The following is a 17,372-nucleotide window of genomic DNA, read 5'->3' on the forward strand; positions in this document are numbered from 1 at the left end:
TCCTCCTTAAAAAAAGTTATTGTTTAAACTGGATAAAAAAGCAGTTGATTAAAACTGGATCTTAGCTGCATGAATGCGGCCATTCGATTCTATGCGGTCTTTTATAATTTGTCTGTAAACAGCTTCATACCCGTTAACCATTTGGCTAACGCTAAAGTTGTTTTCCACATATTTCCGACAGGTTTGACGATTGAGTTCCAAAGCTAATGGAATCATTGCCGCCATTTCTGCATAGCTTTTGCAGATAAAACCTGTTTTATTGTGGGCAATCACTTCAGGTACGGAGCCTAAATTCATGGCAATCACTGGTGTACCAGTTGCCATTGATTCAATCATTACTAAGCCAAAAGGTTCTTGCCAGTTAATGGGGAAAAGAGTTATGGCAGCATTGCCCAGAAGTTCAGCCTTTTCGGCGTGGTTAATTTCGCCGAGATATTCGATTTGCTGACCATCAATGTGGGGGGCAATCTCTTGTTCAAAAAACTTAGAGTCTGCTAGATCAACCTTTCCTGCCATCTTCAAACGCCAACCACTCTGTTTCGCAATGGCGATCGCATGTTGTGGCCCTTTCTCTGGCGAAAAACGACCTAAAAATGCCAAATATGGAGGTTCTGACGGTTGGGCTACGAATGGGTAATCTGCTAGCTCAATTCCGTTATAAACCGTGCCAATATAATTGAGATCGATTTGACGCTGCGAGTTACTAATGCTGACGTATGGTTGCTTTTGGTGGTAGCTAAATGCGTGACGGTTGTCTGTTGTAAAATTACCGTGCAGGGTATGCACTGTAGAAGTTGCTGTTATCAAACTCGCTAAAGCTAATGCCGAAATCCCTACATGAGAATGGATAATATCGAATTGGGCAGCAGCTTGGTAAACTTGGCTCAGTTCCAACATTTCGTACACTGCATACTCTTTAACATTTGGGTCTAAGCGCAATGCCCGCGGATAAACTGCTTCTAAGTGAGCCAAAGTTTGAGAATCGCCAGAGGCAAACAAAGTTACCTCATGACCACGACGAACAAGTTCATCAGTCAAGCGACTCACTACCAGTTCGATTCCTCCATAATTAGGAGGTGGAACCCTTTCCCATAAGGGGGCGACTTGAGCGATTTTCATAAGTTGTTTTGGTTCAGTCTATGAAATTGTCCTCAACATAATGAGCTACATCATTATATTATGAGGAAAGAGGATTTATACTTGCTCTTTTGACATTTAAATTAACCTAACAGGCTACCAAAAGCGCAATAACGATTAACCGTACCGCAAATTCTCTACCGACAAATCTAACGGACTATCGGCAAAAGTCAACCATGAGCTACACTTCTAACCCTATAGCTAATCTATTACTTGTTGCATCTGTCTTGGGGATCATAATCAGGTAGAATATTTTGTAGCAGAACTTACAAAATTGCATATTTTGTAGCTGACAACACTAAAATATTGAATGGGATCAAGTCATTAAAGCTTCATTTAAACGCAATTGGGAAATGAAACAGAAATTATAAGTATTAAGTAATTGTACAAAAATTACATAAGTGGAATTAGTAATTTACAAAAATTCTGATAACTAACGAATGAAAATCGCTACTTGGAACGTCAACTCAATTCGCACTCGCCTCGAACAGGTTATCGATTGGTTAACTAACAATCCGGTTGATGTTCTCTGCTTGCAAGAAACCAAAGTTGTGGATGCCGAGTTTCCGCGATCGCCTTTTGAGCAGTTGGGCTATAACCTTTATATCTCAGGACAAAAATCTTATAACGGCGTAGCCCTGATTAGCCGCCAGCCACTCCTAGACGTAAGTAGTGGGTTTAGGGCGATTTTGCCCGATTTACACCACGAATGGGATGAGCAAAAGCGAGTGATTACAGGTGTAATTGATGGTGTTCGGATTGTGAACTTATATGTTCCCAATGGCGCAGCGGTAGGAACAGAAAAATACGAATACAAACTGCGCTGGTTGACAGCGCTACACGAGTATTTGCGATTGCTCGTGCTGTCAGAACCTGCAATTAGTGTGTGCGGAGACTTCAACATTGCACTGGAAGATAAGGATATTCACGAGCAAGTGAGTACAGAAAATCACATTATGGCAACAGAAGCAGAGCGCCAAGCCTTACGGGCTATTCTGACACTGGGATTTGCCGATGCTTTTCGCAAATTCACTACAGAAGGCGGAAATTATAGCTGGTGGGATTATCGCGCCGCCGCCTTCCGTCGCAACTTAGGTTGGCGGATTGACCATCACTATCTCACACCTATTTTGTATGAGCGTGCTAAAAGTTGCATCATCGATGTCGCACCCAGAAAATTAACCCAACCCAGCGATCATGTGCCAGTGATTGTGGAATTTTAAATTGGGTATTGGGCATTGGGTATGGGGCATTGGGTATTGGGTATGGGACATGGGGCATTGGGTATTGGGCATTCCTTTGAATTTCTTTACAGCGCGTTAGCCTAACACCTAAGCTGGATTTAGGATTGATCCAGAGGATGTACACAGGCGATCGCTCGATGTCTATTCCCCAAATTAGTGAATTTACTATCCGCCGTCATGCCAACGCCAAGTCTTTCCAGCGGGGCGAGGCATACTATGAGGCAGGTGCTGTCAATGCTGTTACCCAACGTGGTGATCTGCTTCAGGCAGATGTTGTAGGCACTCAAGGTAGACCTTATCATGTCAATCTGAGTTTCGATGGCAGTGGGTTAACTTCAGTCAACTGCACCTGTGCTTACAACCTTGAGGGTTGGTGTAAACACGTTGTAGCGACAATGCTCGTCTGTGCGCGTCACTCAGAAAATATTGAGCAGCGCCCCACCCTAGAACAACTACTCGATCGCTTGGATCATATCCAAACTCAAAGGCTGTTGCAAGGGTTGGTGGCAGAATACCCACCACTGATTGAGGCGATTGATCGCCATGTAAGTTGGATGACGAATCCTGCTGTCCAGGAAAAAACCATAAAAGCTGTGCGCCGCAGTACTGTTGATCAGGTTCCCTTTCGGGGGCAAGTACGGCAAATTCTCCGGGATGCCGTGCGTTACTTTGAAGAGGGGTGCGAAGAAGACCCGATTGCCGAGGAATTGCTGAGTGTGGTGCAAACTGCGGTAGATTTTAGCGAACGGGGAGAGGGTGAAAATGCGATCGCTATTTTAGAAGCGATTACCTCTATCTGTGTGGAAAATTGGGATGATGTTGCAGAATACGGCGCTGAAAATGATGAAATTGTTGGGGAATTAAATAATGCTTGGTGTGAAGCAATTCTCAGTGCCGAACTCACCCCAGAAGAAAAAGTTGATATTCAAATAAATTTAGAAGCTTGGCAAGATGAGTGGAATGCTGATTTTGGCATAGTTATGGAGGCTTTACGCCAAGGTTGGGATTATCCGCCACTGGTGCAAGTTCTCCAAGGTAATATCACCGAAAGGGGAGCTTGGGAAGAAGATGTGCCAGATTATGCTGATGATTTGGCACTAATTCGCCTGAAAATTCTCGAACGTCAGGAACGTTACCAAGAATACTTGTATTTAGCAAAAGCGGAAGGGCAAACCCAGCAGTATCTGACAATGCTAGGACGTTTGGGCAGGGTAGAAGAAGCAATTGATGCTGCTCAAACCCAGATGAACTCAATGGAAGAAGCCTTTGCCCTAGCGAAAACACTAAGCGTTCAGGGGGCATTACAGCAAGCACTAGATATAGCCCAGAGTGGATTAAATTTACCCGGTAATTGTCAGTACGAATTGGGAATTTGGACAAGTGATTTAGCTCTTGAGTGGGGTAATAGTGAAGCTGCTTTATTAGCAATCAAGGCGGCTTTTCAAATCAAGCCCTGCTTTGTTGACTACCAAAAGATGGCAGAATTGGCTGGGGAAAACTGGGAAACTGTCAAAACAGACCTGCTGAAAATTGTCCGTAGTTATAGTGGTTGGGGAACAGAATCAGCCAAGGTGGATATATTCTTATCTGAAGGGCTAATTGATGATGCCATTGCGATCGTTAGTGAACTTAGTTCTTATTATTCAGAGTTGATTCACCGAGTCATGGATGCTGCTATCTCTGACAATCCTAGTTGGGTGATTACTAATTCTCGTCGCCGTGCCGAAAAGATTATGGATGCAGGTAAAGCCGAATACTACTACTACGCGGTTGAATGGTTGAAAAAGGCACGTAATGCCTACTTGGAATCTGGGAAGAAAGCTGACTGGTTAAGCTATCGGGAAAACTTGATGCAAACCCACGCTCGTAAACGTAAATTGATGGGAATGTTTAAGCAAAGGGGTATGGATTGAGAACTATTGTTTTTAACCCTAAACCATACATAAAACGGATTAGAGCCTGAAGAAAGCCGATAATGGTTAATCTGCGATTACAACACTTTATCTCCAATAGGACTTACGCACACTCTACGAATTCTCGGCGCTCTTCTCTACGAGACGCTACGCGTTGGTGTCAGCCTCTCGCAGAGAAGGCGGTTCGATAAATTAAGCTTTTTAGCAATTTTTGCGTAAGTATAGCAACGGACAAGAAGGTTAGGACATTAACTGATGATAAAACCTATATACAAACAGACTTTCAACCCAGTCCCCAGTCCCCAGTCCCCTGCTATACTGTCCAACTAAGTACAGAACACCACAAAAAGGGTATGGAATTTAATCATTCGTAGGTTGGGTAGAACTTTAGTGTTACCCAACATCAAGTCTCAATATTTCCGAACCCCTTTTACGCTCGACTTTATCCATTTTTTTCGCAATGCGATCGCTATCGCTAAAACCTTTGTAGGACGGTAGTTTTACTTTTTTAACTTCATCGATAATCTGTGAAGTGGAAAAAGTATTTGCCAAAAAGCCAGGGTTTTTGCCGGATAAAGAAAACCGAGTTCTTAATTTTGGATAAAGTCGAGTTACGGTGACGTGTACTAAGTAGATGGGTCTAAATAAATATAATAGAACCAGCCCTTTCAAGGTGAACCTTTGTACTATGAGAAAATCATGTTTTTCAGCCGATTCTGGGATTTTGGCGATCGCTTACGCTTAATTTACAGTCCAAAAATCTGGGGTTTAAAGGATAGATTTTTTATTCAATTCCAGCCGATGGCTAAAATGCCGCAAAAACCGTGATAGTACATCTGCTCACCTTGAAAGGGCTAGTCCTATATAATATACTTTGTCATTGCGAAGGTCGTGTTCGCGGAGCGTCTCGTTGGCGCAGGCTCTCGTAGAGAAGAGAAGCAATCGCAAAGACTGAGATTGCTTCACTCCACTGCGTTACGTTCGCAATGACATTTTATATTTAATTTTGCCCAGCTACTTAATTCAATTACGAATTATTTTAAGTCTGCAATAACCCAATACAGTTCAGTTAAGCATTTCTTCCTTCTCTTTGCGTCCTTCTGGTGCGTCCGCTTCGCGTACTCCTGCAAAGAAGTAGGACTTACGCATCAAGTAGGGAATGTAGGGGTAATTCATGAATTGCCCCTACGGTAAATCAAGGCTTTCACTGCCTTTTTGCGTAAGTCCTGAGAAGCAAGCTGTAGCGTCTCGTAGAGAAGGCGGTAGCCTGCGGGCTTGCCCTCCGGGTGATGCTCCTAACGTCGCTAACGCTGGGTCTACGTTAAAAAAATTGACTTTGACAAAGAGTTTTAGCCTTAACTGAACCATATTGTCCAATAACCAGATGATTTAGCTTTTAAATTAGACAATCTCCAAAAAAGTAGAGACGTAGCAGTGCTACGTCTCTCTACAATGATTCTGGGTAACGCATATTTAATTTCTGGAGATGTAAATTGAGATTTCCCCAAGATATTAACTTTAGCGACAAAAGATGAAGTAAGATTCACATCTGAAGCAGTCCTCGTATAATCCCATAGTTTCTGACAAAAAATAGTCCAGTGCGATGATTGATAAATATCCTCAAAATCTTATAGTGTCCTGCTTACCGCTGAGTATGCTTCTATCACTCAGCAGCATATCTTCTAGTCCACTGAAAGCTCAGGCTGTTGATACTACACAATTACCAACTAGTAATTTCATCCTGTCGCAACAACTTCCACCACCACAGGATGTCCAACCACCCGCACCTTCTCCACTTCCCTCACCTAAACTGCCACAGCCACTCCCCCCACCAGCAGAACTATTTCCACCCTCTGCCCCAACTCCCACACTTGAAGAACCACTTCCTGGGAACTTTCCTCAAACTATTATTGTTGAACGGTTTGAAGTTGTTGGTAGCACAGTCTTCAGCCCCGAAAAATTAGCCCAAGCCACTGCTGAATTTACCAAACGACCGATCTCACTGACCCAAGTGTATCAAGCACGTTCTAAAATCACTGATCTATACGTCAAAAATGGTTACATTACTTCTGGTGCCTATATTCCACCCCAAACAATCCAATCCGGTGTGATCAAAATTCAGGTGGTCGAAGGTAAATTAGAAGATATCCAGGTAACTGGGACTCGGCGGTTGAATCCGAATTATGTCCGCAGCCGACTAGCAATAGCGACATCACCGCCTCTCAATCGCCAGCGTCTACTAGAGGCACTGCAACTTTTGCAACTTAATCCTTTGATTCAAAACGTGACTGCTGAACTCTCAGCAGGATCACGGGCTGGTGTAAGTCTGCTAGAAGTCAAGATAAGTGAGGCAAAAACCTTTCATAGCCAAATAGTTCTTGATAATGGGCGATCGCCTAGCGTTGGCAGTTTCCGCCGCCGATTACAATTGAATGAAGCCAACTTACTCGGATTGGGAGATGGTTTGAGTTTAGGATACACTAACACTGATGGTAGCAACTCCTTTGACGCTAGTTACACATTGCCTCTTAATCCCCGCAACGGAACGCTTACCTTCAACTATGGCACCACATCAAGCAATGTCATTGAACCTCCCTTCACCGTTTTAGATATTGCATCGGCTTCTCGCTACTACGAACTGACATTCCGCCAGCCCATAGTTCAAACTCCTACACAAGAATTCGCCTTTGGGTTAACAGCTTCCCGACGTGAAAGTGATATCTCTTCGTTCCTACAGAGAGAAGGGTTTCCCGGCTCTATACTTTCGCCTGGTGCTGATGAACAGGGACGCACCAGGGTATCTGCGTTGCGATTTTTTCAAGAATGGACGAGTCGTAACAGCAGTGAAGTCATCGCCCTACGCTCTCAATTCAGTTTGGGCATAGATGCGTTGAATGCCACGATTAATCAAAATCCTCCCGATAGCCGTTTTTTTGCTTGGCAAGGGCAAGCGCAGTGGGCACGCCTTTTAGCTCCTGAAACCTTATTGCTATTACGTATAAATACGCAACTAGCATCCAGAACACTTCTGCCTATAGAGCAATTTGGCTTAGGTGGGCAGGATAGCATTCGAGGCTACCGTCAAGATTATCTGCTGACGGATAATGGTACTTTTGTTTCTGCTGAAGTTCAAGTCCCAATTCTGCGCTTACCCCAGATAGATAGCACCTTACAGGTTATCCCCTTTGTAGATTTTGGTGTTGGCTGGAATAGTTCGGATAAAGAGAATCCCGACCCTAATACTCTAGCTGCTGTTGGTCTGGGGTTGCGTTGGTCACAGGGCGATCGCTTCACCGTTCGTCTTGACTGGGGCATTCCTTTAGTATCTGTTAACTCAAATGAGAGAACATTACAAGAAAACGGTCTGTATTTTAGTTTATTCTATAATCCTTTTTAAAATTTAGGGGTACGACAGGCTCAGGAACCATATTTTGACAGGCTCAATAACTATCGGGGTTTAAATAAGAGTCTGAAACTCTCTACAATGCGTGAATTTTGAATTTTGCGGAAAGTCTGATGGTGGAAACCGACCATCAGACTTTCCAAGACGAATTTTGAATTGTTAATCTGGGTATCCTAAGAAAGACAAGGTTGGATGATATAGACGAAGGGACAAAGTTTATAACTTATGTATGAGTGGAGAAAACAGCTAGAACTTCTACCCCAAAAACTGATTGAACAATTAGCTATCTTATTCCAGAAGGTCAATCATGAAGAGAAGGGCTGGTTTGCACCCTCATACCAATTTTGGGATCACAGACGGTGACAACTTTGATTGAGCAAATTTTCCCACAAGTGCAGCCTGAAAGTCTGCACTTGTGGCAATACGCTTGGGTTAGTAATATTTTGCCCCGAATGATCCCCTCAACCCACGCTAGTCGCTCATGGGGAAACCCCCAGATGCTCACGGACTCGCTATCGCTTTTAGCGTCTCTCCTTCTCCCAAAGGGAGAGGCTAGCGCCAAGGGAGAAGACCACGCTGGCTCCGCAACGCAGTAGCTCCCGTTGGGAGAAGACCCCACTGGCTCCCCTTAAGAAGGGGAACTTAATTCCCTCCTTTTTAAGTCCCGTTAGGGACGATCAAGCCTTAATCCAAGCGTATTGGAACTTCTGGGAGTAGTATTTTTCAGACTAAGACATTAAAGATATAAGAATTTGAGGAACAGCCATGCTAGGAAATGAGCGGGAAAAAATACGCCATCTGTTGGTTATTCAAGACATGGAAGGGCGGCGAACTGTCCCCTTGCAAGAGACTACTTATTCTCTGGGTCGGCATCCCGCAAACACTATTGTCTTGGCTTCCCGGTCAGTATCAATGCAACATGCAATTTTATTGCGAGTAACTGTTCCAGAGACTGATCAATATGGCTTCCAGATTATTGATGGCAACTACAAGGGAAAAGGAAGTACTAATGGCTTATTTGTGAATGGCACTAAATCCTTTTCTCATAATCTCAGAAACGGAGATGTTATTGCCTTTGGCAGTAATCAAGCTCAAGCTAAATATTATGCTATTTCCAACCTCTCAGAAAAAGCATTTTCTGAATCTTGTGATGTTGAAGACTTATCTGCTTTCCTATCACAGCAAGCCAGTCCTGCCAATCCTTTTCAAACTCTAGCTGTCGATCCCACCTTTGAAGCAGCTAGTGAGTCCGCCCTAGCTCGCCTAGCATCCTTCCCAGAACTCATCCCCAATCCAATTGTTGAGATGGATTTCGAGGGAACAGTTACTTATCTCAATCCAGCCGCCGCTCTCAAGTTTCCCAAACTTCGGGAAGTTGGGACGCAACACCCGATTTTAACAGGACTCCTGAATGGAGTTAACAATCTAGAAAAAAATTCTTTTGTGCGGGAGGTGGAAGTAGGCGCAGAAGTTTTTGAACAATCCGTTCTCTACCTTCCTGAAAGTGATTTAATTAGAACTTTTATTATTAGAGATATTACAGAGCAAAAACAAGCCACAGCCGAACTGCGTCAGCGCGATCGCTTGCTACAAGCAGTTGCGGAAGCCGCCAATTATTTGCTAGGGGAAATGAATTACGAAACTGGTATTGATCGAGCTCTAGCTGTATTGGGCGAAGCTGCCAAGGCAGATCGTGCCTATCTCTTTCAGAACCATCCCCATCCTGTTACAGGGGAAATCGCAGTCAGCCTACGGTTTGAATGGACGCACTCCTTTATTGAATCTACCCACCAGCATTGGCAGAATCAGCCTTATCAAGCTTCTGGATTAGCCCGTTGGTACGCTGTTCTCTCTAGCGGCCAGTCGATTAGCGGACTCACCCAAAAATTTCCGGTCGCCGAACAAGAATTCCTGATTCGAGATGGCATTCAATCCCTTCTCCTGGTGCCTCTTTGCTTCGAGAAGGAGTTCTGGGGTTATCTTGGCTTGGCAGACTGCACCTTTGAGCGTCATTGGTCAAGGCATGAAGAATCTACCCTTTTGACGATGGCCGCCAGTATCATTAGTACGCGGCAGCGTCAGCAAGTAGAAGAAAAGATTCGCTATCAAGCCCTCCATGACCTGCTGACAGGGTTGCCCAATCGCCTACTATTTAATGAGCTGCTCAGTAAAACCGTGCCCAACGCCACTCGGAATGGCGAAAGTTTAGCTGTGATCTTCCTCGACCTTGATCGTTTTAAGGTGATTAATGACACTCTGGGGCACACTCTGGGAGACAAATTGTTACAAAGCGTCGCTCAAAGATTAAATGACTCACTCAGAGGCGGAGACACCATAGCCCGTTGGGGAGGTGATGAATTCACTATCTTACTCCCGCGAGTCAATGATATCGAAGAGGTAACTCTGGTGGCGTACAGAATGTTACAAGCCTTAGAGGATGCTTTCCATCTCCAAGGGCATGAACTTTATGTGACTGCCAGCCTCGGTATTGCCTTGCTTGATAACAACAGTCCTGATGCCGAAACCCTAATCCAGCACGCAGATGCCGCTTTATACTACGCCAAGGACAAAGGGCGGAATAACTACCAATTCTACAGTGTTTCCCTAAGCGCTAAAAATCCTGAACTCCTGACTTTAGAAAAGAGCTTGCGCTATGCCCTAGAACGCAAAGAATTTACGGTGTACTATCAGCCTCGTGTGAGCATTGCTACAGAAGAAATTACTGGTATGGAGGCTTTGTTACGTTGGCAGCACCCAGAGATGGGGTTGGTGGCACCCAGTGTTTTCATTCCCCTCGCCGAAGAAAGTGGATTAATTGTCGCCATCGGCGAATGGGTGCTGCGGACAGCCTGTAGCCAAAATAAAACCTGGCAAGATGCTGGATTCCCACCCATAACGATCGCTGTCAATCTTTCTCTGAAGCAGTTCCGCCAACCCAAATTGCTGGAGACTATAGCCAAAGTTTTAGAACAAACGGGGCTGGAGCCGCGCTTTTTAGAATTAGAAATTACCGAAACCACAGTTATTGAGGATTTAAATTTTACCACAAGGGTATTAGAGAATCTACAGCAGATGGGTATTTACATCTCCATTGATGACTTTGGTACGGGTCATTCCTCGCTCTCGCGTCTACAGCTTTTGCCACTGCACAATCTGAAAATTGATAAATCTTTTATTCAAGATTTGACGCACGATGTCAAAGTAGCTCATATTGTCAAGGCCATAGTTGGCTTGGGACAGAGTTTGGGATTGAAGTTGACAGCCGAAGGAGTAGAAAAAAAAGAGGAACTGGAGTTCTTAAAATCTATTAACTGTGACGATGTACAGGGCTTTTTATTCTACCGGCCGCTTTCTGCCCTAAAAGCAACAGAAATCCTCGAAAGTAAACGACCAACGCTCTAGTAGAAGGAAAACCTGTTTGTACCAGTGAGGATACAATAGCATTCAGTGTCCCTGCTGCCAACTTTTTCGTTCTATGCTGCCAGTCATCTATTCCGACGAGTTTTTAGATCACAAGACTGGAAAATACCATCCTGAAAAACCAGAACGCTTGATAGCGATCGCTACTGCCCTAAAAGCCGCTACATTCGCAGATAAAATTGTCTGGCGATCGCCTACACCAGCATCAGAACAGCCTTCACTGATGTCTGTGTTGGTTAAAGCCCATAGCCCAGCCTATATCAAAAAACTTTGGCAAATCGCCTCTAGTGGCGGCGGCCCTTTGGATGGAGATACGCCAGTTTCCCCGCGCAGTTATGATGTGGCATTGTTGGCAGTTAGTGCCTGGTTAGATGGAGTTGAGGCTGTCTTCAAGTCGGCTAATCCGGCTTTTGTATTGGCGCGTCCCCCAGGACACCATGCAGAAAGTGATGCGGGGATGGGCTTTTGCCTATTTTCTAATGCAGCGATCGCCGCTTTATTTGCCCTAGAACAACCCGGAATTAATCGCGTCGCCATCCTCGATTGGGATGTGCATCACGGTAATGGTACTCAGGCGATCGTTGAAACTGAAGCACGCATCGCCTACTGTTCTCTACATCAGTACCCATGCTATCCCGGTACTGGAAGAGCGACAGAACGCGGCTTTCATAACAATGTATTAAATTTACCAGTACCCCCTGGTAGTGATATTGCAGTATATCAGCCACTATTTGAAAACAAGGTAGTACCGTTTTTAGCTAACTTTCAGGCGGATTTACTGATTGTGAGTGCTGGTTACGATGCCAATGCGGCAGATCCTTTGGCAAGTATCAATTTGCAGCCAGAAGACTACGCTTTATTTACTGATTATTGTCTAGGGCTAACTCGTAAAATTCTGTTTGGCTTAGAAGGTGGTTACGATTTTGAGACTCTTTCTCAATCAGTTGTAGCGACGATTGAACGTTGTTTGGTCTAGGCTTTCCTCGTTTAATTGAGTTGCTTTCCTGAAAGTCAGTTGTGCTGAGTGGTCAGCACTCATTTTGCTCGGCACTGCTTCGATTAGAAAAAGTTCTTGACTTATCTTTTGATAGGATGTAATTTATCAATATTAGATATAACTACGGTAAATACATAAGTTTACAGTGGTTTTTAATAAATTCAAGATTTTTTATATATAAACTATGCGGATAGTAGAGTCAAAAAGTGATTAATCTATTTTGACTCTAAAATTAGTAACTCTAAGTTTTTAATTAGTAGAGTAATTATTACAAACTTTAGGGAACAAAGCCTTAATCAGAATAAATCTGGGGTTTCGATCTGTTGATGTTGAAGTCAGCATAAGCTTTTCCCCGGTTTATCAAAGCTGGCGGTAATTTTACGTCCTATTTATAAACTGCAACCGCCCAATCTAGGGGGTTAGTTTCTAAAATGTCAAAGTCAGGGAAAAATTGTTGTTTTCTCAGTTTTTTAACTTTACTGTTCGTCCTATTAATTAACTGTGCCGCATTTGCAGCCACGATTGACAGCACACAAAGCAACTGTCCTCAAGAGATGGTGCTGATTCCAGAAGGTAGTTTCAAGATAGGGTCAGATAATTCCGGTTTTGTCGAAGAGCGATCGGCAGAGAATGTAACAGTTACTTCCTTCTGCATTGACAAATACGAACTCACAAACGCTCAGTTTGCTGAGTTTGTCCAAGCAACTGGATATGTGACAGTTGCAGAGCGTCCTTTATCTAAAGAAGAGTTTCCTGATCTACCGGACGAGCAGCGATCGCCTGGTTCCCTAGTGTTCCAGATCGCAAAGCCAGGTGAGAGCTTTTTGAGTTGGTGGCATTGGACGACTGGAGCGAATTGGCGGCATCCCTTTGGCCCCGACAGTGCGATGCACGCTGCAAAAGAAAATCATCCAGTCGTTCACATTGCTTACGAGGATGCCATAGCTTACGCCAAATGGGCGGGAAAATCATTACCCACAGAAGCTCAGTGGGAATACGCCGCCCGTGGTGGATTAGATAACACAACTTACACTTGGGGAAATCAGTATTCTGAAAAAAAAGCTAACACCTGGCAAGGAATATTCCCCTTTTTCAACACCACAGGTGATGGTTATCTGGGCACAGCTCCAGTCGGCTCCTTTCCACCCAACGGTTATGGTCTTTATGACATGGCTGGTAACGTCTGGGAATTGACCCTTGACTGGTTTGCTTTAGGACATGACAGCAAAGCTCATAGTATGAACCCCACAGGCCCAAAGCAGAGTTTTGACCTCAACAAACCCGCAGAGATTGCCCTACATGTAATTAAAGGAGGCTCTTACCTATGTGCGCCCAACTATTGCAGCCGCTTCCGCCCAGCAGCACGCGAGTCTCAAGCCCCCGATACCGGAACAAACCATATTGGCTTTCGCTTGGTGAAGAACCTGAAGTAAGTCTATTGGGGATTGGGCATTGGGCATTGGGCATTGGGCATTGGGCATTGGGTAAAACTCTTCTTCCTATTCCCGATTCTCCATGCCCCATGCCCTATGCCCAATTTTCAAAATAGATCCAATCATTAAAAGGTTATTTGTATGTCACGTTTACTTTGGCGATCGCTCGCCCTATCTTTCCTCATCGCCTTGTTTACACTCACTGGCCCTGCCCTAGCAGCCACATCAAAGGTTCTCCCGATTCCTGAACAGTCGTTCAAAGGCAAAATCGGCATCACCTACAAAGATTCAAAACCGGATTTTCCGTCATCAATCACCGCTCCTGCACAAGCTCCCAATGTACTGCTAATACTGCTAGATGATGTGGGCTTTGGACAAGCAAGTACCTTTGGCGGCCCAGTAGAAACTCCTAATTTGACTCGCTTGGCCGAGAAAGGATTACGCTACAACCAATTCCACACCACAGCCCTCTGCTCACCGACGCGGGCAGCGCTGCTAACTGGGCGCAATCATCACTCAGTAAGTACAGGTGTAGTCACAGAGTTAGCCACAGGTTATCCAGGTTACACGGCGATTTTGCCTCAGAGTGCTGCCACAGTGGCGGAAGTGCTGCGCCAAAATGGCTATAACACGGCTGCTTTCGGGAAATGGCACAACACACCAGACTATGAAACCAGTGCCGCAGGCCCTTTTGACCGTTGGCCGACAAGTTTAGGATTTGAGTATTTTTACGGTTTCTTAGGTGGTGATACTAATCAGTGGTCTCCGGCTCTAGTAGAAAATACCAAACGGGTGGAGAAACCTAGCGATAATCCTGATTATCACTTGACCCCGGACTTAGTAGACCATGCGATCGCCTGGATTCGCTCTCAACAATCTATTGCTCCTGACAAACCTTTTTTTACCTATCTCGCTACTGGTGCCACCCACGCACCCCACCACGCGCCCAAAGCCTGGATTGACAAATATCAAGGCAAGTTTAACCAAGGGTGGGATAAATTGCGGGAAGAAACCTTTGCTCGGCAGAAACAACTGGGTGTGATTCCAGAAAATGCCCAGTTGACTCCCCGTCCGAAAGAACTACCTGCTTGGGATTCCCTATCGGCAGAACAGCAGAAACTCTATGCCCACATGGTAGAAGTGTTTGCCGGATTTTTGGCACATACAGACTACGAAGTGGGACGGTTGATTGATGGCATTGCCCAACTTGGCGAACTGGATAACACCTTAGTAATTTACATTATCGGGGACAACGGAGCCAGTGCCGAAGGTGGTTTAACAGGTAGCGTCAATGAATTAAAAGTCTTCAACGGCGTGCCCGAAAACCCAGAACAACTGCTAGCCTCAATTGATGACTTGGGGAGTCCTAAGACATTCAACCATTTTCCTGCGGCTTGGGCATGGGCGGTGAATACCCCCTTTCAATGGACAAAACAAATCGCCTCTCACTTTGGTGGAACTCGCAATCCTTTGGTAATTTCTTGGGGCGATCGCATCAAAGACCAAGGAGGACTCCGCAGCCAATTCCATCATGTAATTGATATTACACCCACCATTTTAGAAGCGACTGGAATTACTGCCCCGACTCAAGTCAATGGAGTCAAACAACAACCGATTGAAGGTACTAGCCTCGCCTATACCTTTGATAATGCCGATGCTCCGTCCCATCGTCAAACTCAGTATTTCGAGATGCTGGGGAATCGAGCCATTTACGATCAAGGCTGGATTGCGGCGGCTCGTCACGGTCGTTTGCCTTGGCAAGGTACTATAAAAGCTGACTTTGATCAAGATCCGTGGGAACTATACAATATTGAGAAAGATTTCAGCGAAGCGAACAACTTAGCTGCTCAAAATCCCGAAAAGCTGCAAAAACTCCAGAAGTTGTTTTTGTCTGAAGCCCAGAAATACCAAGTATTACCATTAGACGATCGCGCCTTTGAACGGTTTGATGTCAAACTTCGCCCCAGCTTACTCGCCGGACGCACCAGCTTTACTTACTATCCGGGCACAGTCGGAATTCCAGAAGGTAGTGCCCCAAATATCAAGAATCGCTCCTTCAGCATCACTGCGAATGTGGATATTCCCGAAAGCGGTGCAGAGGGGATTCTATTAACACAAGGCGGACGCTTTTCTGGGTGGAGTTTCTTCCTTGAGGATGGTAAGCCCACTTATGCCTACAATTTCGTCAATGCGGAACGCTACATTATTCAGTCTGCGGAAACAGTGCCCACAGGTAAATCTACACTGCGATTTGATTTTGACTACGACGGTGGTGCTATTGGTACTGGTGGAACTGGCAAACTATTCATCAACGACAAACAGGTAGCTGAGGGTCGAATTGCCAAAACTATCGCTTTTCGTTGGGCCCTTGACGAAACCTTTGATGTCGGTCGAGATACAGGTACACCTGTGGTTGAAACCTACAAAGTACCCTTTGCATTCACAGGCAACTTACAGCAAGTCACTCTTGATGTGAAGTAAGTACAGCCTCAAATAGAACAGGACTTAGGGATTTCCAAGAAATAAATTACTACTACTTGTGGGGTGAGCCGAAAAGCCATTGGTGTCAAGTTAAGCCAAAACCCTTTTAAAACCTCGTTTCCAGCCTCTGGCTGGAAATGCACCTCATCGCGGCTCTGCCGCAAGTCTTGAGGCGGAGCCTCGCATTAGGCATTCCCAGTCGGAGACTCTTAACGAGACAAACGAGACAATCTTTAAAAGCTTGTTCTAGACTGGCTTTCACCTGAAGTTGACACCAATGGCATCTTGCCCGCCTTTGGTTACTGGGTTCTCGTGTCGCCCACCCCACAATAAATAATTGGATATTTTTTTATTTGGAAGTCCCTTACCCAAACAATAGCCGAAAAGAATGATTTTCAGGTAGGGACAATTCTTGAATTGCCCCTACAGCTTCTCTCTGCGTGAAATCAAAAATCATGAGCGACATCTTTCCACTAATCGACAAGCTAGCATTCCTCACATTTATTGTTGCCACCATGCTGGGTACGGGTTTACGTCTAACCGTACAGCAGATTTGGGAACCACTCCGCAACATTCGTTTAATCGTCTTATCTTTGGTCGCAAACTTTGTTTTGGTACCGCTTTTTGTGTATTTGCTGCTGCAAATAGTGCCTTTGAGTGAACCAATCAAAGATGGTTTCATCATCATGGCAATAGCGGCAGGCCCCCCGGCTTTACCCAAACTTGCCCAAATAGTCAAAGGTAATGTAGCTTTCTCAACAGGACTGATGATGTTGCTGATGTTCGGCACAATTGTATACATGCCGATCGCACTGCCATTAGTTTTGCAAGGAGTACAAGTTAACTCCTGGGACATTGCCAAACCCTTGCTGTTTTTGATGTTAAGCCCATTGGCCATAGGGTTATTTATCAAAGCCAAGTTTGCCGCGATCGCTTCTAGCTTCCAGCCGATTGTGTCGAAAATATCTAATGTTGGATTACTTTTAGGTCTAGTAGTTAGGCTAGCGGTACATTTCTACGAAATTATCACTTTATTACAAACAGGTGCAATCCTTGTTTGTGCGGTTTTCATCGTATTCTCCTTTTCTGTGGGTTATCTTTTGGGCGGGCCTGGTATCGATACCCAACGAGTACTAGGAGTAGGAACCGCTCAACGCAATTTTGCCGCAGCATTATTAGTGGGTGCGAGTAATTTCGACGATCCCAACGTCGTGAGCGTCATTATGGTGACGAGTTTACTAATGTTGGTCATAGTTCTCATCGCCGGACAAAAGTTTACAGAAATTCAGGAGGAAAAGATTATAGAAATAGACCAGGTAAAGGTTTCGTAATGGGGCATGGGGC

11 protein-coding genes are annotated in these 17,372 nt (G+C 44.8%); 9 read left to right on the top strand and 2 right to left on the bottom strand.

The window, feature by feature from the left end:
* Nucleotides 1-48: 48 nt before the first annotated feature.
* Entirely contained in the window at nucleotides 49-1,119 is a 1,071-nt protein-coding gene (locus tag HWQ41_RS07580) for a glycosyltransferase family 4 protein (protein WP_292761135.1), read from the bottom strand.
* Nucleotides 1,120-1,577: 458 nt separating this feature from the next.
* Between HWQ41_RS07580 and xth the strand changes: the two genes are divergently transcribed.
* Nucleotides 1,578-2,360 carry an exodeoxyribonuclease III gene (gene xth, locus HWQ41_RS07585; protein WP_292761137.1) on the top strand — a complete coding sequence of 261 codons (783 nt, stop codon included), beginning with the start codon at nucleotides 1,578-1,580 and terminating at the stop codon, nucleotides 2,358-2,360.
* 158 nt (nucleotides 2,361-2,518) lie between these two features.
* Entirely contained in the window at nucleotides 2,519-4,294 is a 1,776-nt protein-coding gene (locus tag HWQ41_RS07590) for an SWIM zinc finger domain-containing protein (protein WP_292761154.1), read from the top strand.
* A 393-nt stretch (nucleotides 4,295-4,687) separates the two neighbouring features.
* On the opposite strand, the gene HWQ41_RS07595 is transcribed toward HWQ41_RS07590, so the two are convergent.
* Complete coding sequence (locus HWQ41_RS07595) at nucleotides 4,688-4,966, bottom strand: hypothetical protein (protein WP_292761140.1); 279 nt, start codon at nucleotides 4,964-4,966, stop codon at nucleotides 4,688-4,690.
* A gap of 27 nt (nucleotides 4,967-4,993) precedes the next feature.
* Between HWQ41_RS07595 and HWQ41_RS07600 the strand changes: the two genes are divergently transcribed.
* The 7 genes from HWQ41_RS07600 to HWQ41_RS07630 all read left to right on the top strand — a co-directional run bounded on the left by HWQ41_RS07600 (nucleotide 4,994) and on the right by HWQ41_RS07630 (nucleotide 17,359).
* Nucleotides 4,994-5,122 (top strand): hypothetical protein, encoded by a 129-nt coding sequence (locus HWQ41_RS07600; protein WP_292760889.1) that lies wholly within the window; start codon nucleotides 4,994-4,996, stop codon nucleotides 5,120-5,122.
* 775 nt (nucleotides 5,123-5,897) lie between these two features.
* On the top strand, nucleotides 5,898-7,691 hold the full coding sequence (locus tag HWQ41_RS07605) for a ShlB/FhaC/HecB family hemolysin secretion/activation protein (protein WP_292761142.1): 1,794 nt from the start codon (nucleotides 5,898-5,900) through the stop codon (nucleotides 7,689-7,691).
* A gap of 771 nt (nucleotides 7,692-8,462) precedes the next feature.
* Nucleotides 8,463-11,099 (top strand): EAL domain-containing protein, encoded by a 2,637-nt coding sequence (locus HWQ41_RS07610; RefSeq protein ID WP_292761144.1) that lies wholly within the window; start codon nucleotides 8,463-8,465, stop codon nucleotides 11,097-11,099.
* Between the two features lie 73 nt (nucleotides 11,100-11,172).
* Nucleotides 11,173-12,093, top strand: coding sequence for a histone deacetylase (locus HWQ41_RS07615; protein ID WP_292761147.1), 921 nt, complete (start codon nucleotides 11,173-11,175; stop codon nucleotides 12,091-12,093).
* 452 nt (nucleotides 12,094-12,545) lie between these two features.
* Entirely contained in the window at nucleotides 12,546-13,547 is a 1,002-nt protein-coding gene (locus HWQ41_RS07620) for a formylglycine-generating enzyme family protein (RefSeq protein ID WP_292761149.1), read from the top strand.
* Between the two features lie 141 nt (nucleotides 13,548-13,688).
* A complete protein-coding gene (locus HWQ41_RS07625) occupies nucleotides 13,689-16,028 on the top strand; it encodes an arylsulfatase (RefSeq protein WP_292761150.1) in 2,340 nt (779 codons plus the stop codon).
* 455 nt (nucleotides 16,029-16,483) lie between these two features.
* Nucleotides 16,484-17,359: a bile acid:sodium symporter gene (locus HWQ41_RS07630; protein ID WP_292761151.1), complete on the top strand. Its 876-nt coding sequence runs from the start codon at nucleotides 16,484-16,486 to the stop codon at nucleotides 17,357-17,359.
* Nucleotides 17,360-17,372: the final 13 nt, after the last annotated feature.

The organism is Nostoc sp. NOS(2021) (assembly GCF_017115025.1).
Lineage (GTDB): Bacteria > Cyanobacteriota > Cyanobacteriia > Cyanobacteriales > Nostocaceae > Nostoc.

Excerpts from the sequence above, each read along its gene's own strand:
- HWQ41_RS07580 (WP_292761135.1), bottom strand. The coding sequence starts at position 1,119 with ATGAAAATCGCTCAAGTCGCCCCCTTATGGGAAAGGGTTCCACCTCCT.
- xth (WP_292761137.1), top strand. The coding sequence starts at position 1,578 with ATGAAAATCGCTACTTGGAACGTCAACTCAATTCGCACTCGCCTCGAA.
- HWQ41_RS07590 (WP_292761154.1), top strand. The coding sequence starts at position 2,519 with ATGTCTATTCCCCAAATTAGTGAATTTACTATCCGCCGTCATGCCAAC.
- HWQ41_RS07600 (WP_292760889.1), top strand. The coding sequence starts at position 4,994 with ATGTTTTTCAGCCGATTCTGGGATTTTGGCGATCGCTTACGCTTAATT.
- HWQ41_RS07605 (WP_292761142.1), top strand. The coding sequence starts at position 5,898 with ATGATTGATAAATATCCTCAAAATCTTATAGTGTCCTGCTTACCGCTG.
- HWQ41_RS07610 (WP_292761144.1), top strand. The coding sequence starts at position 8,463 with ATGCTAGGAAATGAGCGGGAAAAAATACGCCATCTGTTGGTTATTCAA.
- HWQ41_RS07615 (WP_292761147.1), top strand. The coding sequence starts at position 11,173 with ATGCTGCCAGTCATCTATTCCGACGAGTTTTTAGATCACAAGACTGGA.
- HWQ41_RS07620 (WP_292761149.1), top strand. The coding sequence starts at position 12,546 with ATGTCAAAGTCAGGGAAAAATTGTTGTTTTCTCAGTTTTTTAACTTTA.
- HWQ41_RS07625 (WP_292761150.1), top strand. The coding sequence starts at position 13,689 with ATGTCACGTTTACTTTGGCGATCGCTCGCCCTATCTTTCCTCATCGCC.
- HWQ41_RS07630 (WP_292761151.1), top strand. The coding sequence starts at position 16,484 with ATGAGCGACATCTTTCCACTAATCGACAAGCTAGCATTCCTCACATTT.